Raw genomic sequence first — 15433 nt, 5'->3', positions numbered from 1 at the left:
TCACTGGAGCCCGGATACAAGGTAGGATACTAACGCGCCCCAGGCAGAGGGCACAATTAGTCGGAATGCCTATCTACTATTGGACATGCAGCAAGAGGCAGGAAAGTATGAAAATAGCAGTTTACTGTGGTTCCCGTTCTGGTAATGAACCGCTATATGCTGAGAAAGCGAGTGAGTTGGGGCAGTTCTTTGGTAAAAACGGGATAGACCTGGTGTTTGGTGGTGGGCATGTCGGTCTTATGGGTATTACCGCCGATGCGGTGCTGGCCAGCGGCGGCAAGGTTTATGGTGTTATTCCCGAGCATCTGGTGAACCGGGAATTAGCACACCCGGGGCTTACTGAGCTTTTTGTTGTGAAGGATATGCATGAGCGTAAAGCCAAAATGGCGGAGTTGGCCGATGGCTTTGTAGCCTTGCCTGGTGGCATAGGCACGCTGGAGGAAATTTTTGAAGTCTGGACCTGGGCGCAGCTCGGTTTCCACAAAAAACCTTGTGCGCTCTATAACGTGGATGGATTCTACAACTCGTTGCTCGACATGATTAAATCCATGGTGGCCTCAGGTTTCGTAAAGCAGCGCTATCTGGATATGATCGTGCTTGCACAAACCCCTGAAGAACTGATTGATGGATTCAGGTCATACCTTCCCCCTCGGGAAAAGTGGACCTGAGCAGCCCGAGCATCATGAACGTATTCAAAGCCGGCTGACTCGGCCCATCAGCCGGCTCCAGTCGATTGGCAAGCGCTTTTCGAGGTTGGAAAGCGAAGGGTCTTTAGGGTGCATAGGCTCGAAGGGCTTTTTGCTGGCGTACACTATGGTGTTGTTGGTTTTGCTTTTGAATATCAGCAGCGCTGCAAAGTGTTTCCTCAACTGGCGAAAATAAGGCCCTTCGGCGTCGGGTGTTCTGTGGTAGTTCAGAACCAGCCAGCCGTTGGGGCTCAGCACCCGGCTGCAGCTTTCTACAAACTGGCGCTGCGCCTGAGCGGGGCTCATGCGGTCTGCGTTGTACAGGTCCGACAGGATCATGTCGGTGCTGGCATCAGGCAGATCGTTCAGGGCGTTTCGGGCATCGGCAATGGTGACGCTCAGGCGGTCACTATCGGGTAAACCAAAGTATTCTCTCGCCACATCCAGAACAGCTTGCCTGAGTTCAACGGCGTGAACCCTGCATTCCGGATAAAGGTGATGGAACGCGCCGGCCATTACTCCTCCTCCAAGCCCCAGTATGGTTACGTGGCCCGGATCGATAAAGGCAGCGGGTAGCAGCATGGCGCGGCTGTATTCATGCACCGGGAGGTGCGGATATCGCCGGTCGATCTTGCTTTGTTCAAACTGTGAATTGAAGGTCAGTACCCGGTGTTTACGGTAGTCGATCACCAGAATGCTGCCGGTTTTGTCCCGGCTATGGTGAATAATCTCGCCTTTATTGAACATGCTGTGCTCTTTGAGGAAGTCGGGGTTAGTGATCCAGGTGATTGATAAGTGTATCTGTATGGCTGGACATACGTACGATACCGTTGGTACAAGGTTTTATCACAGAATGGACCGGTCTCTGGCACAATCAGTGAGTCAGACCCCGGTTATTAACTGCAATAAACAACAGGAGAAAGCACCATGAAACTGAACGTTGAGGGTATTGAAGAGGGCAAGCCCGTCCCGGAGATATTCGCGTTCGGCGTGTTCAATCCGGAAGATCATATGAGTTTTGGCCCCAATCGCAACCCCGGGATGTCCTGGGAAGATGCACCAGAGGGAACCAAAAGCTTTGTGGTGATGATGTTTGATCCGGATGTGCCCAGTATTGCGGATGATGCGAATCAGGAAGGTAAGAGGGTTTCAAAGGATATTCCGCGAGTGGATTTTTTTCACTGGTTGCTGGTAGACATTCCCGCCAGTGTCAGCCGTATTCCCGAGGGTGAAGACAGCGACGGTGTGATACCCAAGGGTAAACCCGCAGGCCCGGGCCCCGTCGGTCTGCGCGGCGTAAACAACTTTACTCAGTTTCTGGCTGGAAACCCTGATATGGCGGGCACCTATGGTGGCTACGATGGCCCCTGCCCACCCTGGAATGATGAGCTTCTGCATCACTATCACTACGAAGTGCATGCGCTGGACATTGAATCTCTGGGGCTTTCCGGGGAGTTTGATGGTGAAGCGGTACGCAAGGCCATGGCGGGCCATGTTCTGGCCAGTGCCAGGGTAACTGGAACCTACACACTGAATCCGGAACTGCGCTAGCTGTCAGCTCATGGCCAGAGGCCTCAGTTGGTGCTCCGTAGAGGAGGCCAACTGGCCTCGGGATATTTTGATATTCCCAAATAGAATAATGCTATATCTGTAAATTCCTTTTTTGCAGGTCCATAATGGCGCCCATGAATTCATCCGTTATGGAGAAAACCGCATGGGCCGTCTTTTCATCGCTATCCTGTTTCTGGCCAGTTCGCTGGCCGTTGCTGGCACCGATACACCACCGCTGGTTGATGCAGCCTGGCTGAAATCCCACCTTGGTCAGGACAATATTGTGGTTCTGGATGTGAGATCCGGTATCGACAACGGCGGTGATCGAACCAGTTTCCAGAAAGCCCATATCCCCGGTTCCGTTTACAGCAGTTATACAGACGATGGCTGGAGAGAAAGCCGTGATGGTGTTCAGGGAGTATTGCCGCCGGTAAAAAGCATGGAGCGTCTGATCGGTGGCCTGGGTATCGGTAATGATGCCACTGTAGTGATTGTTCCGGCAGGGACGGGTGCCACCGACTTTGGCAGTGCGGCGCGTGTCTTCTGGACCTTCCGTGTTCTGGGGCATGATGAGGTTACCATCCTGAACGGTGGCTTTGCCGGCTGGCAGGCAGAAGGGTATGAAGTGGCCAGCGGTGAAGGCGCAGATCGCCCGTTTGCTGATTTCAAAGGTTCCGTACAGGAAGAGCTGATTGCGTCTCTGAGTGAAGTGCAGCATGCCCGGGAGAACCAGGGGCAGCTGGTCGATGCCCGCCCGGAAGATTACTTCCTGGGTGAAACAACCTCTCCGGCAGCCAAGTCGCCCGGGACCATCCCCGGCTCTTTGAATCTGCCCCACCACCAGTTTGTCAGTGAGCTGTCCGATGTGTGGTACCTCAACGAAGACGCTATCAACGGGAGCATTGAGCGGGCGAATCTGAAAGCCGATAGCCGCACAATCGCTTTCTGTAACACTGGCCACTGGGCTGCAACCGACTGGTTCGTGATGAGTGAGCTGGCAGGTTTCAGTGAGGTCGCTTTGTACGATGGTTCCATGTCGGAATGGAGTCAGGACAGCGATCGCCCCATGCAGGTTGCCAAGCGCGGCCTTGGAAAACTTCTCGATTTCTTTAACTGAGTGCTATTGCAATGAGTGAATCAGCTGTACTTCAGGCAGGGGTGAAACCGCCTGCCTGGATTGTTGACCGTTTCGTGGTTTTGACGGCGCTTGCCGGGTTGGGCGTGCTTGGCGGGCTTATCTGGCTCGAAACGGCACCGTTTATGGTTGCACTGTTTGCAATCGGTACTGTGCTTGGTATGGCTCTCTATCACGGAGCTTTCGGGTTTACAGCAGGCTGGCGCAATCTGGTGCTTAAAAAGCGCGGTGCGGGTATGCGCGCTCAGCTGATGCTGTTTGCCCTGTCTTCTCTGATTATGGTGCCCATGCTCTACAGCGGGCAGGCTGGCCTTGTGGGTGCTGTCGCGCCTGTGGGTACGTCTCTGGTTGTTGGTTCTTTCATGTTCGGGATTGGCATGCAGCTTGGTGGCGGTTGTGGCTCGGGCACGCTGTTTACTGTCGGCGCCGGTAACATCCGCATGGTAGTTACCCTGGTATTTTTTATTGCTGGCGCCGTGCTTGGCTCTATCCATCTGCCCTGGTGGCTGGACCAGCCTGGTTTTGATCCGGTACCTCTGGTTAATACCTTCGGCGTCAGCGGTGCCATCATTGTTCAGCTTCTGGGCCTGGGCCTGATTGCCCGTTGGGTTAACCGGGTTGAGCTCAAGGCCCACGGAACTCTTGAACGGAATGAATTGCTCTGGAAAGGTCAGGAACACGGTGTTTTGAGGACTCTGATCAGCGGTCGCTGGCCGTTCACCTGGGCCATTCTGATTCTGGCCGCGGGAAATGCGCTGACCCTGGGTATCGGCGGCTCACCCTGGAGTGTGACCTTTGCCTTCAACGTATGGGGTGCCAAGGCCCTTGAAGCTGTTGGCGTAAACATGTCGCAGTTTGAGTTCTGGCAGTGGGATTACCCGGCGATGGCGCTCAAGGATTCCTTGCTGACCAATATTCCTTCGGTAATGAACTTCGGGTTGCTGCTCGGCGCCATGCTGGCGGCGGGCCTTGCCAATCGCTTCAATGAAGCCAGCCGGAACCGTCCTCAGCGTCGCCCGCTGCTGGCTGCCGTGGTGGGTGGACTGCTTCTTGGCTATGGTGCCCGTTTGGGCTTCGGCTGCAATATTGGCGCGCTGTTTTCCGGTATTTCATCGGCCAGCCTGCACGCGTGGATCTGGTTTGCCTGTGCTTTTGCGGGGTCGTTGATAGGTATTCGCCTGCGCCCCTGGTTCCGGTTACCTGACTGATATGGAGAGATTAGCCACTATGGACAAAGCATACAGCCGGGGCCGGATTCTGATCATGCTTGGCGTTATTCTGGCGCTGATTTTGGTGGATCACCTTAACAGCCCTACTTTTGCCTTTAATTCCGGGCAGGGGAATGTACAAACCGCGCTGACGCAGAGGGATGAATCCGCCTGCGCACCTTGCGGAGCACCCTGCCCCTCAACCCGTAACTGAGGTAGATCACAGATCTGCCCAGTTGATAGCCCTGAAATCGAAGTTGTCTTCCAGCGTTGGTTTGATAATCCGGAAATACGGAGATGCATCGAAATCCCTGGGTGTGAACAAGGACGTTTGCCGGATCCGGTAATGCTCACGAATGCAGCCCGAGCAGTTCGGGTCGTCTGATGGCATGGTGTTGATGGTCGGCAGGATCGGATAGCGCAGGCGCTGGAATCCTTCTGCAATAAACGTGGAACAGATAGCCCGGGTAGGGTCGCCGCTGCCAAATGACAGCAGTTTATACCTGTGTCGTGCAGGCACCGGGGGTGTCTGGATAAGGTAGCGCGCCAGATCAAAAACGTTCTTCATATCATATTGGTGGCCCAGCCGGCTCAGGGCATAATCTGTGAGCGCACGAATGTTCTCTTCATTCAGCCCCACCGGACGGCAGATGCGGGTATGGCTGTGGCGATAGAATGACAGCGGCAGAGGGCGAATACCTGCTTCCAGGTCCGCTTCGATCAGCGTGCAGGGCTCTCCGTCTTCTGATGTTCCCAGACCTGCATCCGGCCCCAGATACAGAGCCGCATGAGACCAGGTTGATTGGGTCAGGTACTTTATAGCCACGCTGATGCGGGCATCACCTTCCACCAGCAGAACATCTCCGGGTTGGAGTGCTCTTTCCAGAGCTTCGTAGGTTGATGTGGGCACTGAATGCTGTGCCACCTGCCTGGAAAGGTAAGCGGCGAGGTGTTTCGCCAGCCAGCTCAAAAACATTCTTCACTCCGGTTGTGTGTTGATAGTCCCCAACAGGCAGAACCCCAGGAGGTCTGGGGTTCGTCCGGGCTTGTGAAGCAGGGTTCACTACTTAGGCGACTGAACCCTGGCTTCCGCTTTCCTGGATATGGTAGCAGGATGGATTGTTTCCGCGCTCGATATCTTCGGCACTTACGCCTTCTGCATGTGCTGTTGCTGCGAATGTCAAAGCCAAAGCAATAAGAGCGCCTGTCAGTGTGAAGGTTTTCATGATTCTGTTCCTTTTGGTTTGTATAGAGGCCACATTTGCGTTGCTGTGAATTCAGTCAACATCCTGATGTGTGGCTTGCACTCTTTGGACACACCAACACTCCGAGTGTTACGGATTATTTGCATGCTGGAGAGGGTGGGAACGTCTGTCTCGTTTATTTCATTTCTTCAGGTGTTGGCCGTGTAACAAAACAGCCCTGCCCGTGTCTGTAGTCATCGTCTTGCAGCACTAATCATTAAACTGACTTGGGAGTGGCTATGAGTGGATATCGGCTAGTAACAGGCTTTTTTGCATGGGTTCTTTTGCCAGGCCTGGTTTGGGCGGATGTTAATGAAGAGCTATACAAACCCTACCAGCGCCTGTTGTCCGGTTATCTTATCGAACAGGCATTACCCGGTGACGGACTGGTTTCTGCTTTTGATTACCCCTCCGCTTTGGCGGATACAGACTTGGTGCAGATGCTGGAACAGCAGCGCAATGCTCTGGCGGAGTTCGATATCGGAAACCTGGACGACCGGAAAGAGTCGGTAGCCTTCTGGATAAATGCCTACAATTTTTTCATGCTTGAGCAGATTCTTACCGAGCGGCCGGGCGGTGAGCTTGTCACATCCGTCTGGGATTACGGTGGCCGGGTAAATCCGTTTGTTGACAGTGTTTTTGACCGGGAAAACTTCGTGATTGGCGGGGAGCGCTTCAGCCTGAGCCAGATCGAAAAAGGCGTGTTGTTGGGTGAGGACTATAAATCCAGGGGTTGGAAGGATGCCCGGGTTCACTTCGCCGTAAACTGCGCTTCTGTCGGCTGCCCTCCGTTACGCGAACAAATTTACACCGCAGACAACCTTGAGGACCTGCTGCAGGAGAACACTCGCCGGGCGCTCAGCACCCAACGCCATCTTAAGGTGTCAGGCAACACTCTGTATGGCACGGAATTGTTCAAGTGGTACAAGCAGGACTTTGTTGAGGCTGAGGGCTCGGTGAGGGCCTTTATCCTGCGTTGGGCCAGCGACACTGTTGTGGAGCAGCTGGCGGGTACGAATGAGCTGGATTACATCGCTTATGACTGGTCCCTTAATCTGCCTGAGAATATGGGAATAACGGGTTCCGAATGAAGCGGGTGACAGTGCATAGTCACGACATGGCCGGTAGAATAGCCTGATGAACTGTTCACAATGGGCTTTCCGCTTTGCTTTTCTGGTCATTATCGCCTTCGTGATGGGGGGCATCTGGCTGCTTCTTAGTCAGTTGGGTATGCCGGTAAGCCTGGCACCGGAATCTTTGTCGGAGTGGTTTAATGGTCAGGGCGTGTTTGGGCCAATGTTGTTGATGCTGCTAATGGTCCTCGCGGTGGTTATCGGGCCGATTCCAACACTGCCCATTAGCGCGGCCTCAGGGCTTGCATACGGCATGTTCACTGGAACTGCGGTTGCTGTGTCGGGCGCCCTTGCCGGATCCATTATTGCTTTTTATCTGGCGCGGGTTCTGGGGCGTGAGGCGGTCCGGCGCAAACTGGGGAACAACCCGGTTTTCTCAGCTTCCGGATCCCAGCGTTTTTTGTTTGTTACAGTGGCACTGACGCGCCTGATTCCGCTGTTTTCCTTTGCTCTGATCAGCTATGCCGCCGGCGTCACTGCAATATCCTTCTGGCGCTATGCGATCGCCACAACCCTGGGGATGCTCCCCATGACATTTGTGTTTGCCGGGCTGGGCCACAGCTTTGATCTCAGCCCTGCACTGACCGTAGTGGCGGCGATTGTTATCCTTCTGATCATGAGCGTACTGCCTCTGTATCTCAGCAGGCATCCTGGCTCCCGTCTGTCTCGTTTTCTGCAACTGGGCAGGGCCTGAAGTTTCATGCGTAAACCATGGATAGCCTTATGTCTTTTCTGAAAGTTCTGCGTTGGCCGTTTCGACATTACCGGGAGGCTTTTGAGCTGGCGATAGGCCATGGTACGCCTCGCCGTGCTGCGAAGCTGGCGGCAATCGTTGGCACTCTGCTGGTCCTGATCAATCAGTGGGAAGCTATTGTTGGTGCGGGGGCCATGGACTGGGTGAAGGTGGTTCTGACTTATTGCGTTCCATATATGGTGTCAACGTATACCAGCGTCAGCAAGGACCTTCATCTTCGCCGGGAAGCCGAGCTCACAGAACAGATAGTGTATGAGGAAACACAACAGGTGCAGTCCCGGTAGGGTGTTTTGTAGCACTCTGGAACCGGGTGAGGCGGAAAACTCCGGCCCCACCCGACGGTAATCGTTTACTGGATAATTTCGCTGATCTGAACAGCAGGTTGTACGTTCGTGAAATTCGGGATATCCCCCAGGATTTCGTTGGCGTGAGGTCCAAACGCTGTCTCGAAGTCACTTACAGAATCAAAAAACAAGTGTCCCATGGCTATGTAGACGGGTGGTTCCCCCGGTGCGCCTCCTGCCAGGCCTGATTCGATGGCGGTTCCCTTACAGGCGTCTCCGAGTTTTTCACGAACCAGCGCCATGTGAGTTTCACGGTAATAGGCAATGTCGAAAGTGCTATCTGCAGTCTTCGGGTAGAGTACGCTGACTTTTATCATTGTTGGTGCCTCGCCTGTTGGAATTCGGACATGAGACGTTCATTGAACCGCGCCAGATGTGTTTGGCCAATGGCACTTTAGAACAAGATTTGAATGGTTAATTTTTATCCCCGTCCTCGGGTTCCCATGTTTTGAGTGCTTCCGCTACCCGCTCATCAATTCTGCGCATGAATTCCTCGTTCGGCCTGCCTGATGAGTGAGCCTTCATCATTTCCGTGCTTGCCCGAAGGTTTCCGATAAACGTGCGGCAGTGCTTGCACATCATCAAATGCATTTTCACAGACAGGTTTTGCCGGCTCGTGAGTTCACCATCTATGTAGTCACTGGCTATGTCTGCCAGATCCCTGCACATCAACATTTTCCTGTCTCCTGAAACGTTTCAACCATCAGAAAGATCTTCTGCCTCGCGCGGTGTAAAAGTACACGGAGGTTAGATGCACTAATATCAAGAATGTTACAGACATCTTCAGATTTGTGCTGATGGGCTTCGTACAGCATCAGGGCCGAACGCTGGGTTTCTGGCAGAGCCGACAGGTGTTTGTCCAGGCAGCCACTGAGCGCATCATTTTCCATAAGTGTGTCAGCAGATTCGTGGAACTTTAGTTTTGGTGGCAGGTCCCAGCGGCCTGTGGCATTGAAGCGGTCTGCAAGTTCCGGATCGAGACTCTCTGAAAAATCAGTAGCGACTTCCCTGTTGCTGGAGCGGAGCTTGTTCTTGCAGCGGTTGGCGACGATCCGGTGCAGCCAGGTTTTCAGGCCGGAACGGCCTTCAAACTTGTGAATGGCGTCAATCACCGTAACCCAGCAGTCCTGGACCACCTCTTCAGCACTGGAGTGGTCCATATAAAACCGGGCTACTGCCAACATCCCCGGAGAGTATTCCCGAACGGCCTCTTTGTAGGCGGATGAGCTGCCTAGTTTCAGTTCATCAATCAGTAAACCTTGTGGATCCGGATGCGCTTTAGTGCCCATGGATTGCCGTTCCTTATCAGTTTTTGGGGAGTCATTTTGTTTTTAGTGTTTCTGATTTTGGAAAAGTTCCTGTATTTTAGAGTGATCGCTCAATAATTTTTATTCAGTAGTGTGTAACATTCAATCGGTAACCGTGTCTGAATGAAATCAACGAACTGGTTCTTATAATCTAAAAGGCATGGATATGACTCGTAGCAAGCTCTTACTTCTTTTGGTCATCGCTGTAATCGTTGCCGTTTTTCTCGGCTTCGACGGCCACAAGCTGCTGACCCTGGAGAACCTGCAGGCTAACCAGAGTGCCCTGGCGCAATGGATTGACCAGAATCTTCTGATCGCTGTTGTCGGCTATGCCGCTATTTATGTGGTAGTAACTGCCTTGTCTTTACCGGGGGCTACCATAATGACTCTGGCAGGTGGTGCCTTTTTAGGCAACTTTTACGGACTGGTTGCGGTTTCGATTGCTTCAACCCTGGGTGCATCTCTGGCGTTTCTGGTGGCACGATTCCTCATGCGGGACTCGCTGCGCAAGCGCTATGGTGAAACCGTGGCGAAGATGGACCGGGGAATTTCAAAAGACGGTGCGTTTTATCTGGCTACTCTGCGGTTGGTACCGGTATTCCCCTTTTTCCTGATCAACCTCGCCATGGGCCTTACGGCTATGAAGCTGCGTACCTATGCACTGGTAAGCTGGATTGCCATGCTTCCGGGGACTTTTGTTTTCGTCAATGCCGGTACTCAGCTGGGTCAGATCCAGTCTACGAGTGATATTGTTTCTGCTGACCTGCTGCTTTCCTTTGCCCTGCTAGGAATTTTCCCTCTGATTGCCAAGTTCGTGGTGGGCTTTATCCGCCGCCGCAAGGTATATGCCGGCTGGCAGAAGCCTGAAAGTTTCGATTACAACCTGCTGGTGATTGGCGGTGGTTCGGCGGGTCTGGTCTCTGCATACATTGCAAGCGCTGTTAAGGCAAAAGTAGCACTGATTGAAAAGCACAAGATGGGTGGTGACTGCCTGAACACAGGTTGTGTGCCATCCAAGGCACTGATCCGCAGCGCCAAGGCTGCCGATACCATGCGCCATGCCAACCGCTACGGCCTGGAATCTGTGCCGGTTAAAGGCTCCTTCAAGAACATTATGAACCGTGTTCAAGAGGTGATTGCGAAGGTTGAACCCCATGATTCCCCGGAGCGGTACAGCAAACTGGGCGTTGATTGCATCTCGGGAGAGGCAAGCTTCATATCGCCCTGGGAACTGGAAGTCAGGCACAACGACGGTCGCACTGAGCGGTTGACTGCTCGCAGCATAATTGTTGCCACTGGGGGCAAGCCGGCCATGCCGCCAATTCCAGGGCTTGCAGAAATGGAACCCCTGAACTCTGACAACCTGTGGAATTTGCAGGAGCAGCCGGAGCGGTTGCTGGTACTGGGCGGCGGTCCGATCGGTTCCGAGCTGGCCCATGCTTTTGCCCGCCTGGGTAGTCAGGTGATTCAGGTAGAAAGGGGTGACCGGTTGCTGGCCAAAGAAGACAGCGATGTGTCAGAACTGGTGAAGCTTCAGTTTGAAAAGGATGGTATCGATCTTCGCCTGGAGCATTCGGCAAAGGAATTCGCCATCGAAGATGGAGAGAAAGTAGCTTACTGCGAGCACAAGGGCGAACGGGTTCGTATTGCTTTTGATCAGGTGCTGGTCGCAGTGGGCCGGGCCCCGAACACCAAAGGTCTGGGGCTCGACAAAATTGGTATCGAAACCCTGCCTAATGGAACCGTGCCTGTTGAAGACGATATGAGCCTTCGTTACCCCAACGTGTTCGCCTGTGGTGATGTGGCTGGCCCGTATCAGTTTACTCATGCAGCTGCTCACCAGGCCTGGTATGCGGCAGTAAACGGCCTGTTTGGTCAGTTCAAGCGTTTCCGGGTGGATTATCGGGTCATGCCCTGGGTGACATTTACGTCGCCAGAGGTGGCGCGGGTCGGACTCAGTGAAGCAGAGGCCAGAGAACAGGGGGTTGCGTACGAAATCACCCGATATGGTCTTGATGATCTGGACCGTGCTATTACCGAGGGTGAAGACTACGGTTTTATAAAGATCCTGACCCAGCCAGGCAAGGACAAGATCCTCGGCGTGGTGGTGGCTGGTTCCCATGCGGGCGAAATTCTCGCGGAATTCACTCTGGCCATGAAGCATGGCCTGGGTCTGAACAAGATTCTGGGTACAGTTCACCCCTACCCGACATGGAACGAGTCGGCCAAATATGCGGCTGGAGAGTGGAAGCGTGCTCATGCCCCTGAAGGTATTCTGAAGCTGCTGGAGAAACTGCACAACTGGCGCCGGGGCAAAGGCTGACCCAGCTCAGTGAAACGTATAGAAATAACCGAACGCTGAAAAGTCGGACGACAGTAGCAACAACAGGCGTCAACTGTGATTTAGCGTTCTTATTCCGGATCAACCGAGGAGCATTTATGCCCCTGACCAAAACCCGACCTGCCAGAAAACGCATTCCGGCGGTAGAAATATTGGAGTCCAGAGCTTTTGATAGCTGGACTCACACTCGTAATGGTACCCCCAGGGGTTACATCGATGCCGTCAGGCTGAAAGAGCTGTGGATTCACACAGGCACGGCCTGCAATCTGGCTTGCCCCTTCTGTCTGGAGGGCAGTCATCCGGGCGATGGTCGCATTCCCGGCATGAAGCTGAGTGATGTAAAGCCGTTTATTCACGAAGCCCTGGATATGGGGGTGGAGCAGTTTTCTTTCACTGGTGGCGAACCCTTCGTGATCCGTGATTTTGTGAACATTCTGGATTATGCCAGCCAGCACCGGCCTTGTTTTGTGCTGACCAATGCTACTGAGCCGCTGCTGAAACGCAGACATCAGGTGTTGCCGTTGCTGGATAACCCCTACCCGATTCATTTCCGCGTGAGCCTGGATTTTCCTGATCGTGCCCGCCATGACAAGGATCGCGGTGCCGGCAGTTTTGATCAGGCGCTGGAGGGCATTCACTGGCTGGTCGATCAGGGGTTCAGGGTTTCCATTGCCCGTCAGACTGACCAGGGTGAAGTTCCGGCTGATGTGGAAGCTGCGTTCCGGGAGATTTTCCGTGAGTGGCAGATTCCCGAAACTCTGGCGTTTACTGCGTTCCCGGATCTGGGGACGCCGGGTTCAGAAGATGGTAGCCCGGAGATTACCGAGAATTGTATGGAGAAGTACCCAACAGTTCAGAGCCGGTCGCACTTTATGTGTACCTATACCCGGATGCTGGTGAAGAAAGGTGATTCGGTGCGGGTTTATGCGTGCACGCTGGTAGACGATGACCCGCAATATGATCTGGGAGGGTCGCTGGCGGAGAGCATGGATGAGCGCATTATGTTGCGGCACCACCGGTGTTTTTCCTGTTATCGCTATGGGGCCAGTTGTTCGGCGCCCGGTTAGTGTTTCGGACTGGTGGTTCGGAGTTGGCGGCATGGGAGGTGAGCTTTTCTTTTCTTGGAAAAACAACTCGCTTTGCTCAGACATTTTTTCCGGCGAAAAGAAAAGCTCACCTCCCATGCCGCGGCTGAATCTGATGCTGCTCACCAGGGTGCTGAGCATAATGAGGGAACAGAGAAAATGAATATCACGGAAGCCACCCTGTTCTGGGGGTTCCTGTTAGCTTATGGCGTTGTCATGTATGTGCTGTCGCCAAAAAGCAGGAATTCAGAGTCTTTTTACAAAGGCGCGGATGATCAGGGTAACCCGGTTAGTCAGTGGTCGCTTACGGCGAGTATCTTTATCAGCTGGATTTTTGCCAAGTCGGTGACCAATGCGGCAAATCTCGGGGCAACCTATGGGGTGACCGGGGGGCTGGCTTATGCCAGTTACTGGCTGTCGATTCCGGTGGCTGGGTACATCATTTATCTCATTCGGACACAGACTGGCGCGCGTAGTCTGCAGGATTTTCTTACTTCGCGATTTGGGCGTTTTGCAGGGTTGGCATTTGCGGCGGCTATTCTGATCCGGCTGTATAACGAAGTCTGGAGTAATACGGCGGTTGTGGGTGGTTATTTCGGGCTGCCTGGTGAGTGGGAGTATTACGTTGCGGCTATGGTGTTCACGGCGTTTACGCTGGCATACAGCCTTAAAGGCGGGCTCCGGTCTTCGATTTTTACCGATGTGATTCAGACCTTCGTGTTCGTGTTTTTCCTGGGTGCGGTGTTGTTCATGATTATCCCGGCGAACGATACCTCGGCGTTGCTGAACGAAGGTGAGTTCCGGTTGAATGCTGGCTTTGATCTGCTGCTGGTCGCACTGTTGCAGATGTTCAGTTATCCGTTCCACGACCCCGTGCTTACGGACCGGGGCTTTGTGAACAAGGAAAAAACCATGCTCAAGAGCTTTGTGGTTGCCGGCTTGCTGGGCTTTGTTGCGGTATTCCTGTTCAGCCTTGTGGGAGTTCATGCGCGCTTGAATGGTATTGAGACCATGGGCAATGCGCCGGCAGCCGTCGGGCAGTCGTTGGGGCTGGCTGCGCTGTTTTTCATGAGTGTTGTGATGATGACATCTGCGGGTTCTACTCTGGATTCCACCTTTACCTCGCTGGCCAAATCTCTGGCGGTTGATCTGCCACGGTTGGCAAAGCGGGCAGCGGAGCGGTTGCCGAGTATGCGGGTGGGCGCGGTGGTGATGACGGTGTTCGCGTTGATTGGCAACCTCCCCATGTTTGCCGGCACGGATATTCTCAAGGCTACTACCATTTCCGGCACCATGGTGATGGGGCTGGCGCCGGTATTTTTGTTTTACGGGTTCACCCGCTGGTCGCCGTGGAGTTTCCATCTGAGCTTCTGGACCGGCCTTGGGTTGGGGTTGATGCTGGCAATCGGCCTGATCCCGGCAAGCTGGGCTATTGGTGAGGGTAACTACGCCATGCTGTTGGGCGTTAATGCCTATGGGTTCCTCATCTGCAGTGCGGGCTTTTTCCTGCCCCTGGCCTTGCGCCTGCTGGCAGGTAAATCTCTGACGGCGGGAGAAGTACGATGACAGAAGGCCGCAGTTGTCCCCTGGCTTACCGCTATCAGCCGGCGTCCCTGTGCGGGCAAAGTACGCCGGTTACTGAGGATGTTCTTTATGTTATCGGCGGGCTTTACGGTAACCCTTTTGCGCTTGATGAAGTCGAACGTATGGCCCTGGCCGAGGAGCGTCAGGGTCGTACTGTAAAGCTGGTCTTCAACGGCGATTTCAACTGGTTTAATGCCAGTGATGAATTGTTCCGGGGAATTAATAGCCGGGTACTCAGCCATACTGCCAGTCTGGGTAATGTGGATTACGAACTGGGCACTCCGAGTGCCGGAGCCGGGTGTGGCTGCGCCTACCCCGATTTTGTTGATCAGGGTGTTGTCGAACGCTCCAATCAGATCATGTCCAGGCTTCAGGATATTGCCGGAGCGCATCCGGATATTCAGAAGCGCCTGTCGTCTCTCCCCAGATATCATTGCTTGTTATTTGGAGGCCTAAAGATTCTGGTGCTGCATGGCGATCCGGAATCCCTGGCAGGCTGGGGTCTGGCCCATGAATCCTTTGCTGCGGGCAATGAGCAGCGGATTGAGGAGTGGTTCCGCGCCTCCGGAGCGGATGTCATGGCTGCCACCCATACTTGCCTTCCTGTGCTCTGGACAGGAGAGGTAAATGGCCGCTCTTGTGCGGTGGCCAATAATGGTTCCGCCGGTATGGGTAACCTGAGGTCGGATCCCCGTGGGCTTATTACACGCATAAGCCGCGCAGCCCCGGGAATTAAGCCGGTTGCGGGCGTTGTGGCTGGTGAACTCTGTGTTGATCTGATACCTGTAAACTATGACGTCAGCGCGTGGCTGTCACAGTTTGATCAGTTGTGGCCCGAAGGCACTCCGGCAGCGCTGTCTTATCGCAAGCGTATTCTTGGGGGCGCTTCGCTGACACCTGCCGACCTTGTATTTCCTCAGGGGGATTAATTTTTCTACTGCTCGCGGACCGTTTGGTCCGGTCTGTTAACGAGGCAGGTACTTGTGGTTTCTGTAGTGCCGCTAATTGGTCCGACTTGAAATATATTTTGTGGTCTATATAATTTAGCTCTAAATTTTAAA

18 protein-coding genes are annotated in these 15433 nt (G+C 53.8%); 12 read left to right on the top strand and 6 right to left on the bottom strand.

Going from position 1 to position 15433, the window contains the following annotated elements; genetic code table 11:
* Window positions 1–107: 107 nt before the first annotated feature.
* On the top strand, window positions 108–668 hold the full coding sequence (locus DS878_RS01280) for a TIGR00730 family Rossman fold protein (RefSeq protein ID WP_113814127.1): 561 nt from the start codon (window positions 108–110) through the stop codon (window positions 666–668).
* 24 nt (window positions 669–692) lie between these two features.
* On the opposite strand, the gene DS878_RS01275 is transcribed toward DS878_RS01280, so the two are convergent.
* On the bottom strand, window positions 693–1433 hold the full coding sequence (locus DS878_RS01275) for a spermidine synthase (protein ID WP_113814126.1): 741 nt from the start codon (window positions 1431–1433) through the stop codon (window positions 693–695).
* Window positions 1434–1613: 180 nt separating this feature from the next.
* On the opposite strand from DS878_RS01275, the gene DS878_RS01270 reads away from it, so the two are divergent.
* From DS878_RS01270 to DS878_RS01255, 4 genes are all read left to right on the top strand, one after another.
* A complete protein-coding gene (locus tag DS878_RS01270) occupies window positions 1614–2237 on the top strand; it encodes a YbhB/YbcL family Raf kinase inhibitor-like protein (RefSeq protein ID WP_113814125.1) in 624 nt (207 codons plus the stop codon).
* Window positions 2238–2400: 163 nt separating this feature from the next.
* Entirely contained in the window at window positions 2401–3354 is a 954-nt protein-coding gene (locus DS878_RS01265; RefSeq protein ID WP_113814124.1) for a sulfurtransferase, read from the top strand.
* An 11-nt stretch (window positions 3355–3365) separates the two neighbouring features.
* A complete protein-coding gene (locus DS878_RS01260; protein ID WP_113814123.1) occupies window positions 3366–4580 on the top strand; it encodes a YeeE/YedE family protein in 1215 nt (404 codons plus the stop codon).
* 19 nt (window positions 4581–4599) lie between these two features.
* Window positions 4600–4794 (top strand): hypothetical protein, encoded by a 195-nt coding sequence (locus DS878_RS01255; RefSeq protein ID WP_113814122.1) that lies wholly within the window; start codon window positions 4600–4602, stop codon window positions 4792–4794.
* Window positions 4795–4800: 6 nt separating this feature from the next.
* Here DS878_RS01255 and DS878_RS01250 read toward each other — a convergent pair whose 3' ends face one another.
* Both DS878_RS01250 and DS878_RS15445 read right to left on the bottom strand, forming a co-directional pair.
* Complete coding sequence (locus tag DS878_RS01250; RefSeq protein WP_113814121.1) at window positions 4801–5556, bottom strand: YiiX/YebB-like N1pC/P60 family cysteine hydrolase; 756 nt, start codon at window positions 5554–5556, stop codon at window positions 4801–4803.
* A gap of 91 nt (window positions 5557–5647) precedes the next feature.
* Complete coding sequence (locus DS878_RS15445) at window positions 5648–5806, bottom strand: hypothetical protein (protein ID WP_187298704.1); 159 nt, start codon at window positions 5804–5806, stop codon at window positions 5648–5650.
* Between the two features lie 257 nt (window positions 5807–6063).
* Between DS878_RS15445 and DS878_RS01245 the strand changes: the two genes are divergently transcribed.
* From DS878_RS01245 to nrtS, 3 genes are read left to right on the top strand one after another with little or no spacing between them, the layout of a single operon-like run.
* Complete coding sequence (locus tag DS878_RS01245) at window positions 6064–6915, top strand: DUF547 domain-containing protein (protein WP_113814120.1); 852 nt, start codon at window positions 6064–6066, stop codon at window positions 6913–6915.
* A gap of 46 nt (window positions 6916–6961) precedes the next feature.
* Window positions 6962–7651, top strand: coding sequence for a TVP38/TMEM64 family protein (locus tag DS878_RS01240; protein WP_113814119.1), 690 nt, complete (start codon window positions 6962–6964; stop codon window positions 7649–7651).
* A 29-nt stretch (window positions 7652–7680) separates the two neighbouring features.
* Entirely contained in the window at window positions 7681–7995 is a 315-nt protein-coding gene (nrtS, locus tag DS878_RS01235; protein ID WP_113814118.1) for a nitrate/nitrite transporter NrtS, read from the top strand.
* 65 nt (window positions 7996–8060) lie between these two features.
* On the opposite strand, the gene DS878_RS01230 is transcribed toward nrtS, so the two are convergent.
* The 3 genes from DS878_RS01230 to DS878_RS01220 all read right to left on the bottom strand — a co-directional run bounded on the left by DS878_RS01230 (window position 8061) and on the right by DS878_RS01220 (window position 9344).
* Window positions 8061–8372 (bottom strand): EthD family reductase, encoded by a 312-nt coding sequence (locus DS878_RS01230; protein WP_113814117.1) that lies wholly within the window; start codon window positions 8370–8372, stop codon window positions 8061–8063.
* 97 nt (window positions 8373–8469) lie between these two features.
* Window positions 8470–8730, bottom strand: a complete 261-nt coding sequence (locus DS878_RS01225; RefSeq protein WP_113814116.1) for a zf-HC2 domain-containing protein — start codon at window positions 8728–8730, stop codon at window positions 8470–8472.
* Window positions 8724–9344: an RNA polymerase sigma factor gene (locus DS878_RS01220; protein WP_113814115.1), complete on the bottom strand. Its 621-nt coding sequence runs from the start codon at window positions 9342–9344 to the stop codon at window positions 8724–8726. Before DS878_RS01220 ends, DS878_RS01225 begins: the two co-directional genes overlap by 7 nt.
* A 184-nt stretch (window positions 9345–9528) precedes the next feature.
* On the opposite strand from DS878_RS01220, the gene DS878_RS01215 reads away from it, so the two are divergent.
* From DS878_RS01215 to DS878_RS01200, 4 genes are all read left to right on the top strand, one after another.
* On the top strand, window positions 9529–11685 hold the full coding sequence (locus DS878_RS01215; protein ID WP_113814114.1) for an FAD-dependent oxidoreductase: 2157 nt from the start codon (window positions 9529–9531) through the stop codon (window positions 11683–11685).
* A 116-nt stretch (window positions 11686–11801) separates the two neighbouring features.
* On the top strand, window positions 11802–12770 hold the full coding sequence (locus DS878_RS01210) for a radical SAM protein (protein WP_113814113.1): 969 nt from the start codon (window positions 11802–11804) through the stop codon (window positions 12768–12770).
* A 177-nt stretch (window positions 12771–12947) separates the two neighbouring features.
* Complete coding sequence (locus DS878_RS01205) at window positions 12948–14354, top strand: sodium:solute symporter family transporter (protein ID WP_113814297.1); 1407 nt, start codon at window positions 12948–12950, stop codon at window positions 14352–14354.
* Window positions 14351–15301 (top strand): metallophosphoesterase family protein, encoded by a 951-nt coding sequence (locus DS878_RS01200; protein WP_113814112.1) that lies wholly within the window; start codon window positions 14351–14353, stop codon window positions 15299–15301. The genes DS878_RS01205 and DS878_RS01200 overlap by 4 nt, the downstream gene beginning before the upstream one ends.
* Window positions 15302–15433 lie beyond the last annotated feature (132 nt).

This window comes from Marinobacter sp. F3R11, assembly GCF_003318275.1.
Taxonomy (GTDB): Bacteria; Pseudomonadota; Gammaproteobacteria; order Pseudomonadales; family Oleiphilaceae; genus Marinobacter.
This window is presented reverse-complemented; position numbering and strand designations above follow the sequence as displayed.

Bases quoted from the DNA above. Each gene is read 5' to 3' on its own strand.
- DS878_RS01280 (WP_113814127.1), top strand. From the start codon at position 108: ATGAAAATAGCAGTTTACTGTGGTTCCCGTTCTGGTAATGAACCGCTA.
- DS878_RS01275 (WP_113814126.1), bottom strand. From the start codon at position 1,433: ATGTTCAATAAAGGCGAGATTATTCACCATAGCCGGGACAAAACCGGC.
- DS878_RS01270 (WP_113814125.1), top strand. From the start codon at position 1,614: ATGAAACTGAACGTTGAGGGTATTGAAGAGGGCAAGCCCGTCCCGGAG.
- DS878_RS01265 (WP_113814124.1), top strand. From the start codon at position 2,401: ATGGGCCGTCTTTTCATCGCTATCCTGTTTCTGGCCAGTTCGCTGGCC.
- DS878_RS01260 (WP_113814123.1), top strand. From the start codon at position 3,366: ATGAGTGAATCAGCTGTACTTCAGGCAGGGGTGAAACCGCCTGCCTGG.
- DS878_RS01255 (WP_113814122.1), top strand. From the start codon at position 4,600: ATGGACAAAGCATACAGCCGGGGCCGGATTCTGATCATGCTTGGCGTT.
- DS878_RS01250 (WP_113814121.1), bottom strand. From the start codon at position 5,556: ATGTTTTTGAGCTGGCTGGCGAAACACCTCGCCGCTTACCTTTCCAGG.
- DS878_RS15445 (WP_187298704.1), bottom strand. From the start codon at position 5,806: ATGAAAACCTTCACACTGACAGGCGCTCTTATTGCTTTGGCTTTGACA.
- DS878_RS01245 (WP_113814120.1), top strand. From the start codon at position 6,064: ATGAGTGGATATCGGCTAGTAACAGGCTTTTTTGCATGGGTTCTTTTG.
- DS878_RS01240 (WP_113814119.1), top strand. From the start codon at position 6,962: ATGAACTGTTCACAATGGGCTTTCCGCTTTGCTTTTCTGGTCATTATC.
- nrtS (WP_113814118.1), top strand. From the start codon at position 7,681: ATGTCTTTTCTGAAAGTTCTGCGTTGGCCGTTTCGACATTACCGGGAG.
- DS878_RS01230 (WP_113814117.1), bottom strand. From the start codon at position 8,372: ATGATAAAAGTCAGCGTACTCTACCCGAAGACTGCAGATAGCACTTTC.
- DS878_RS01225 (WP_113814116.1), bottom strand. From the start codon at position 8,730: ATGTTGATGTGCAGGGATCTGGCAGACATAGCCAGTGACTACATAGAT.
- DS878_RS01220 (WP_113814115.1), bottom strand. From the start codon at position 9,344: ATGGGCACTAAAGCGCATCCGGATCCACAAGGTTTACTGATTGATGAA.
- DS878_RS01215 (WP_113814114.1), top strand. From the start codon at position 9,529: ATGACTCGTAGCAAGCTCTTACTTCTTTTGGTCATCGCTGTAATCGTT.
- DS878_RS01210 (WP_113814113.1), top strand. From the start codon at position 11,802: ATGCCCCTGACCAAAACCCGACCTGCCAGAAAACGCATTCCGGCGGTA.
- DS878_RS01205 (WP_113814297.1), top strand. From the start codon at position 12,948: ATGAATATCACGGAAGCCACCCTGTTCTGGGGGTTCCTGTTAGCTTAT.
- DS878_RS01200 (WP_113814112.1), top strand. From the start codon at position 14,351: ATGACAGAAGGCCGCAGTTGTCCCCTGGCTTACCGCTATCAGCCGGCG.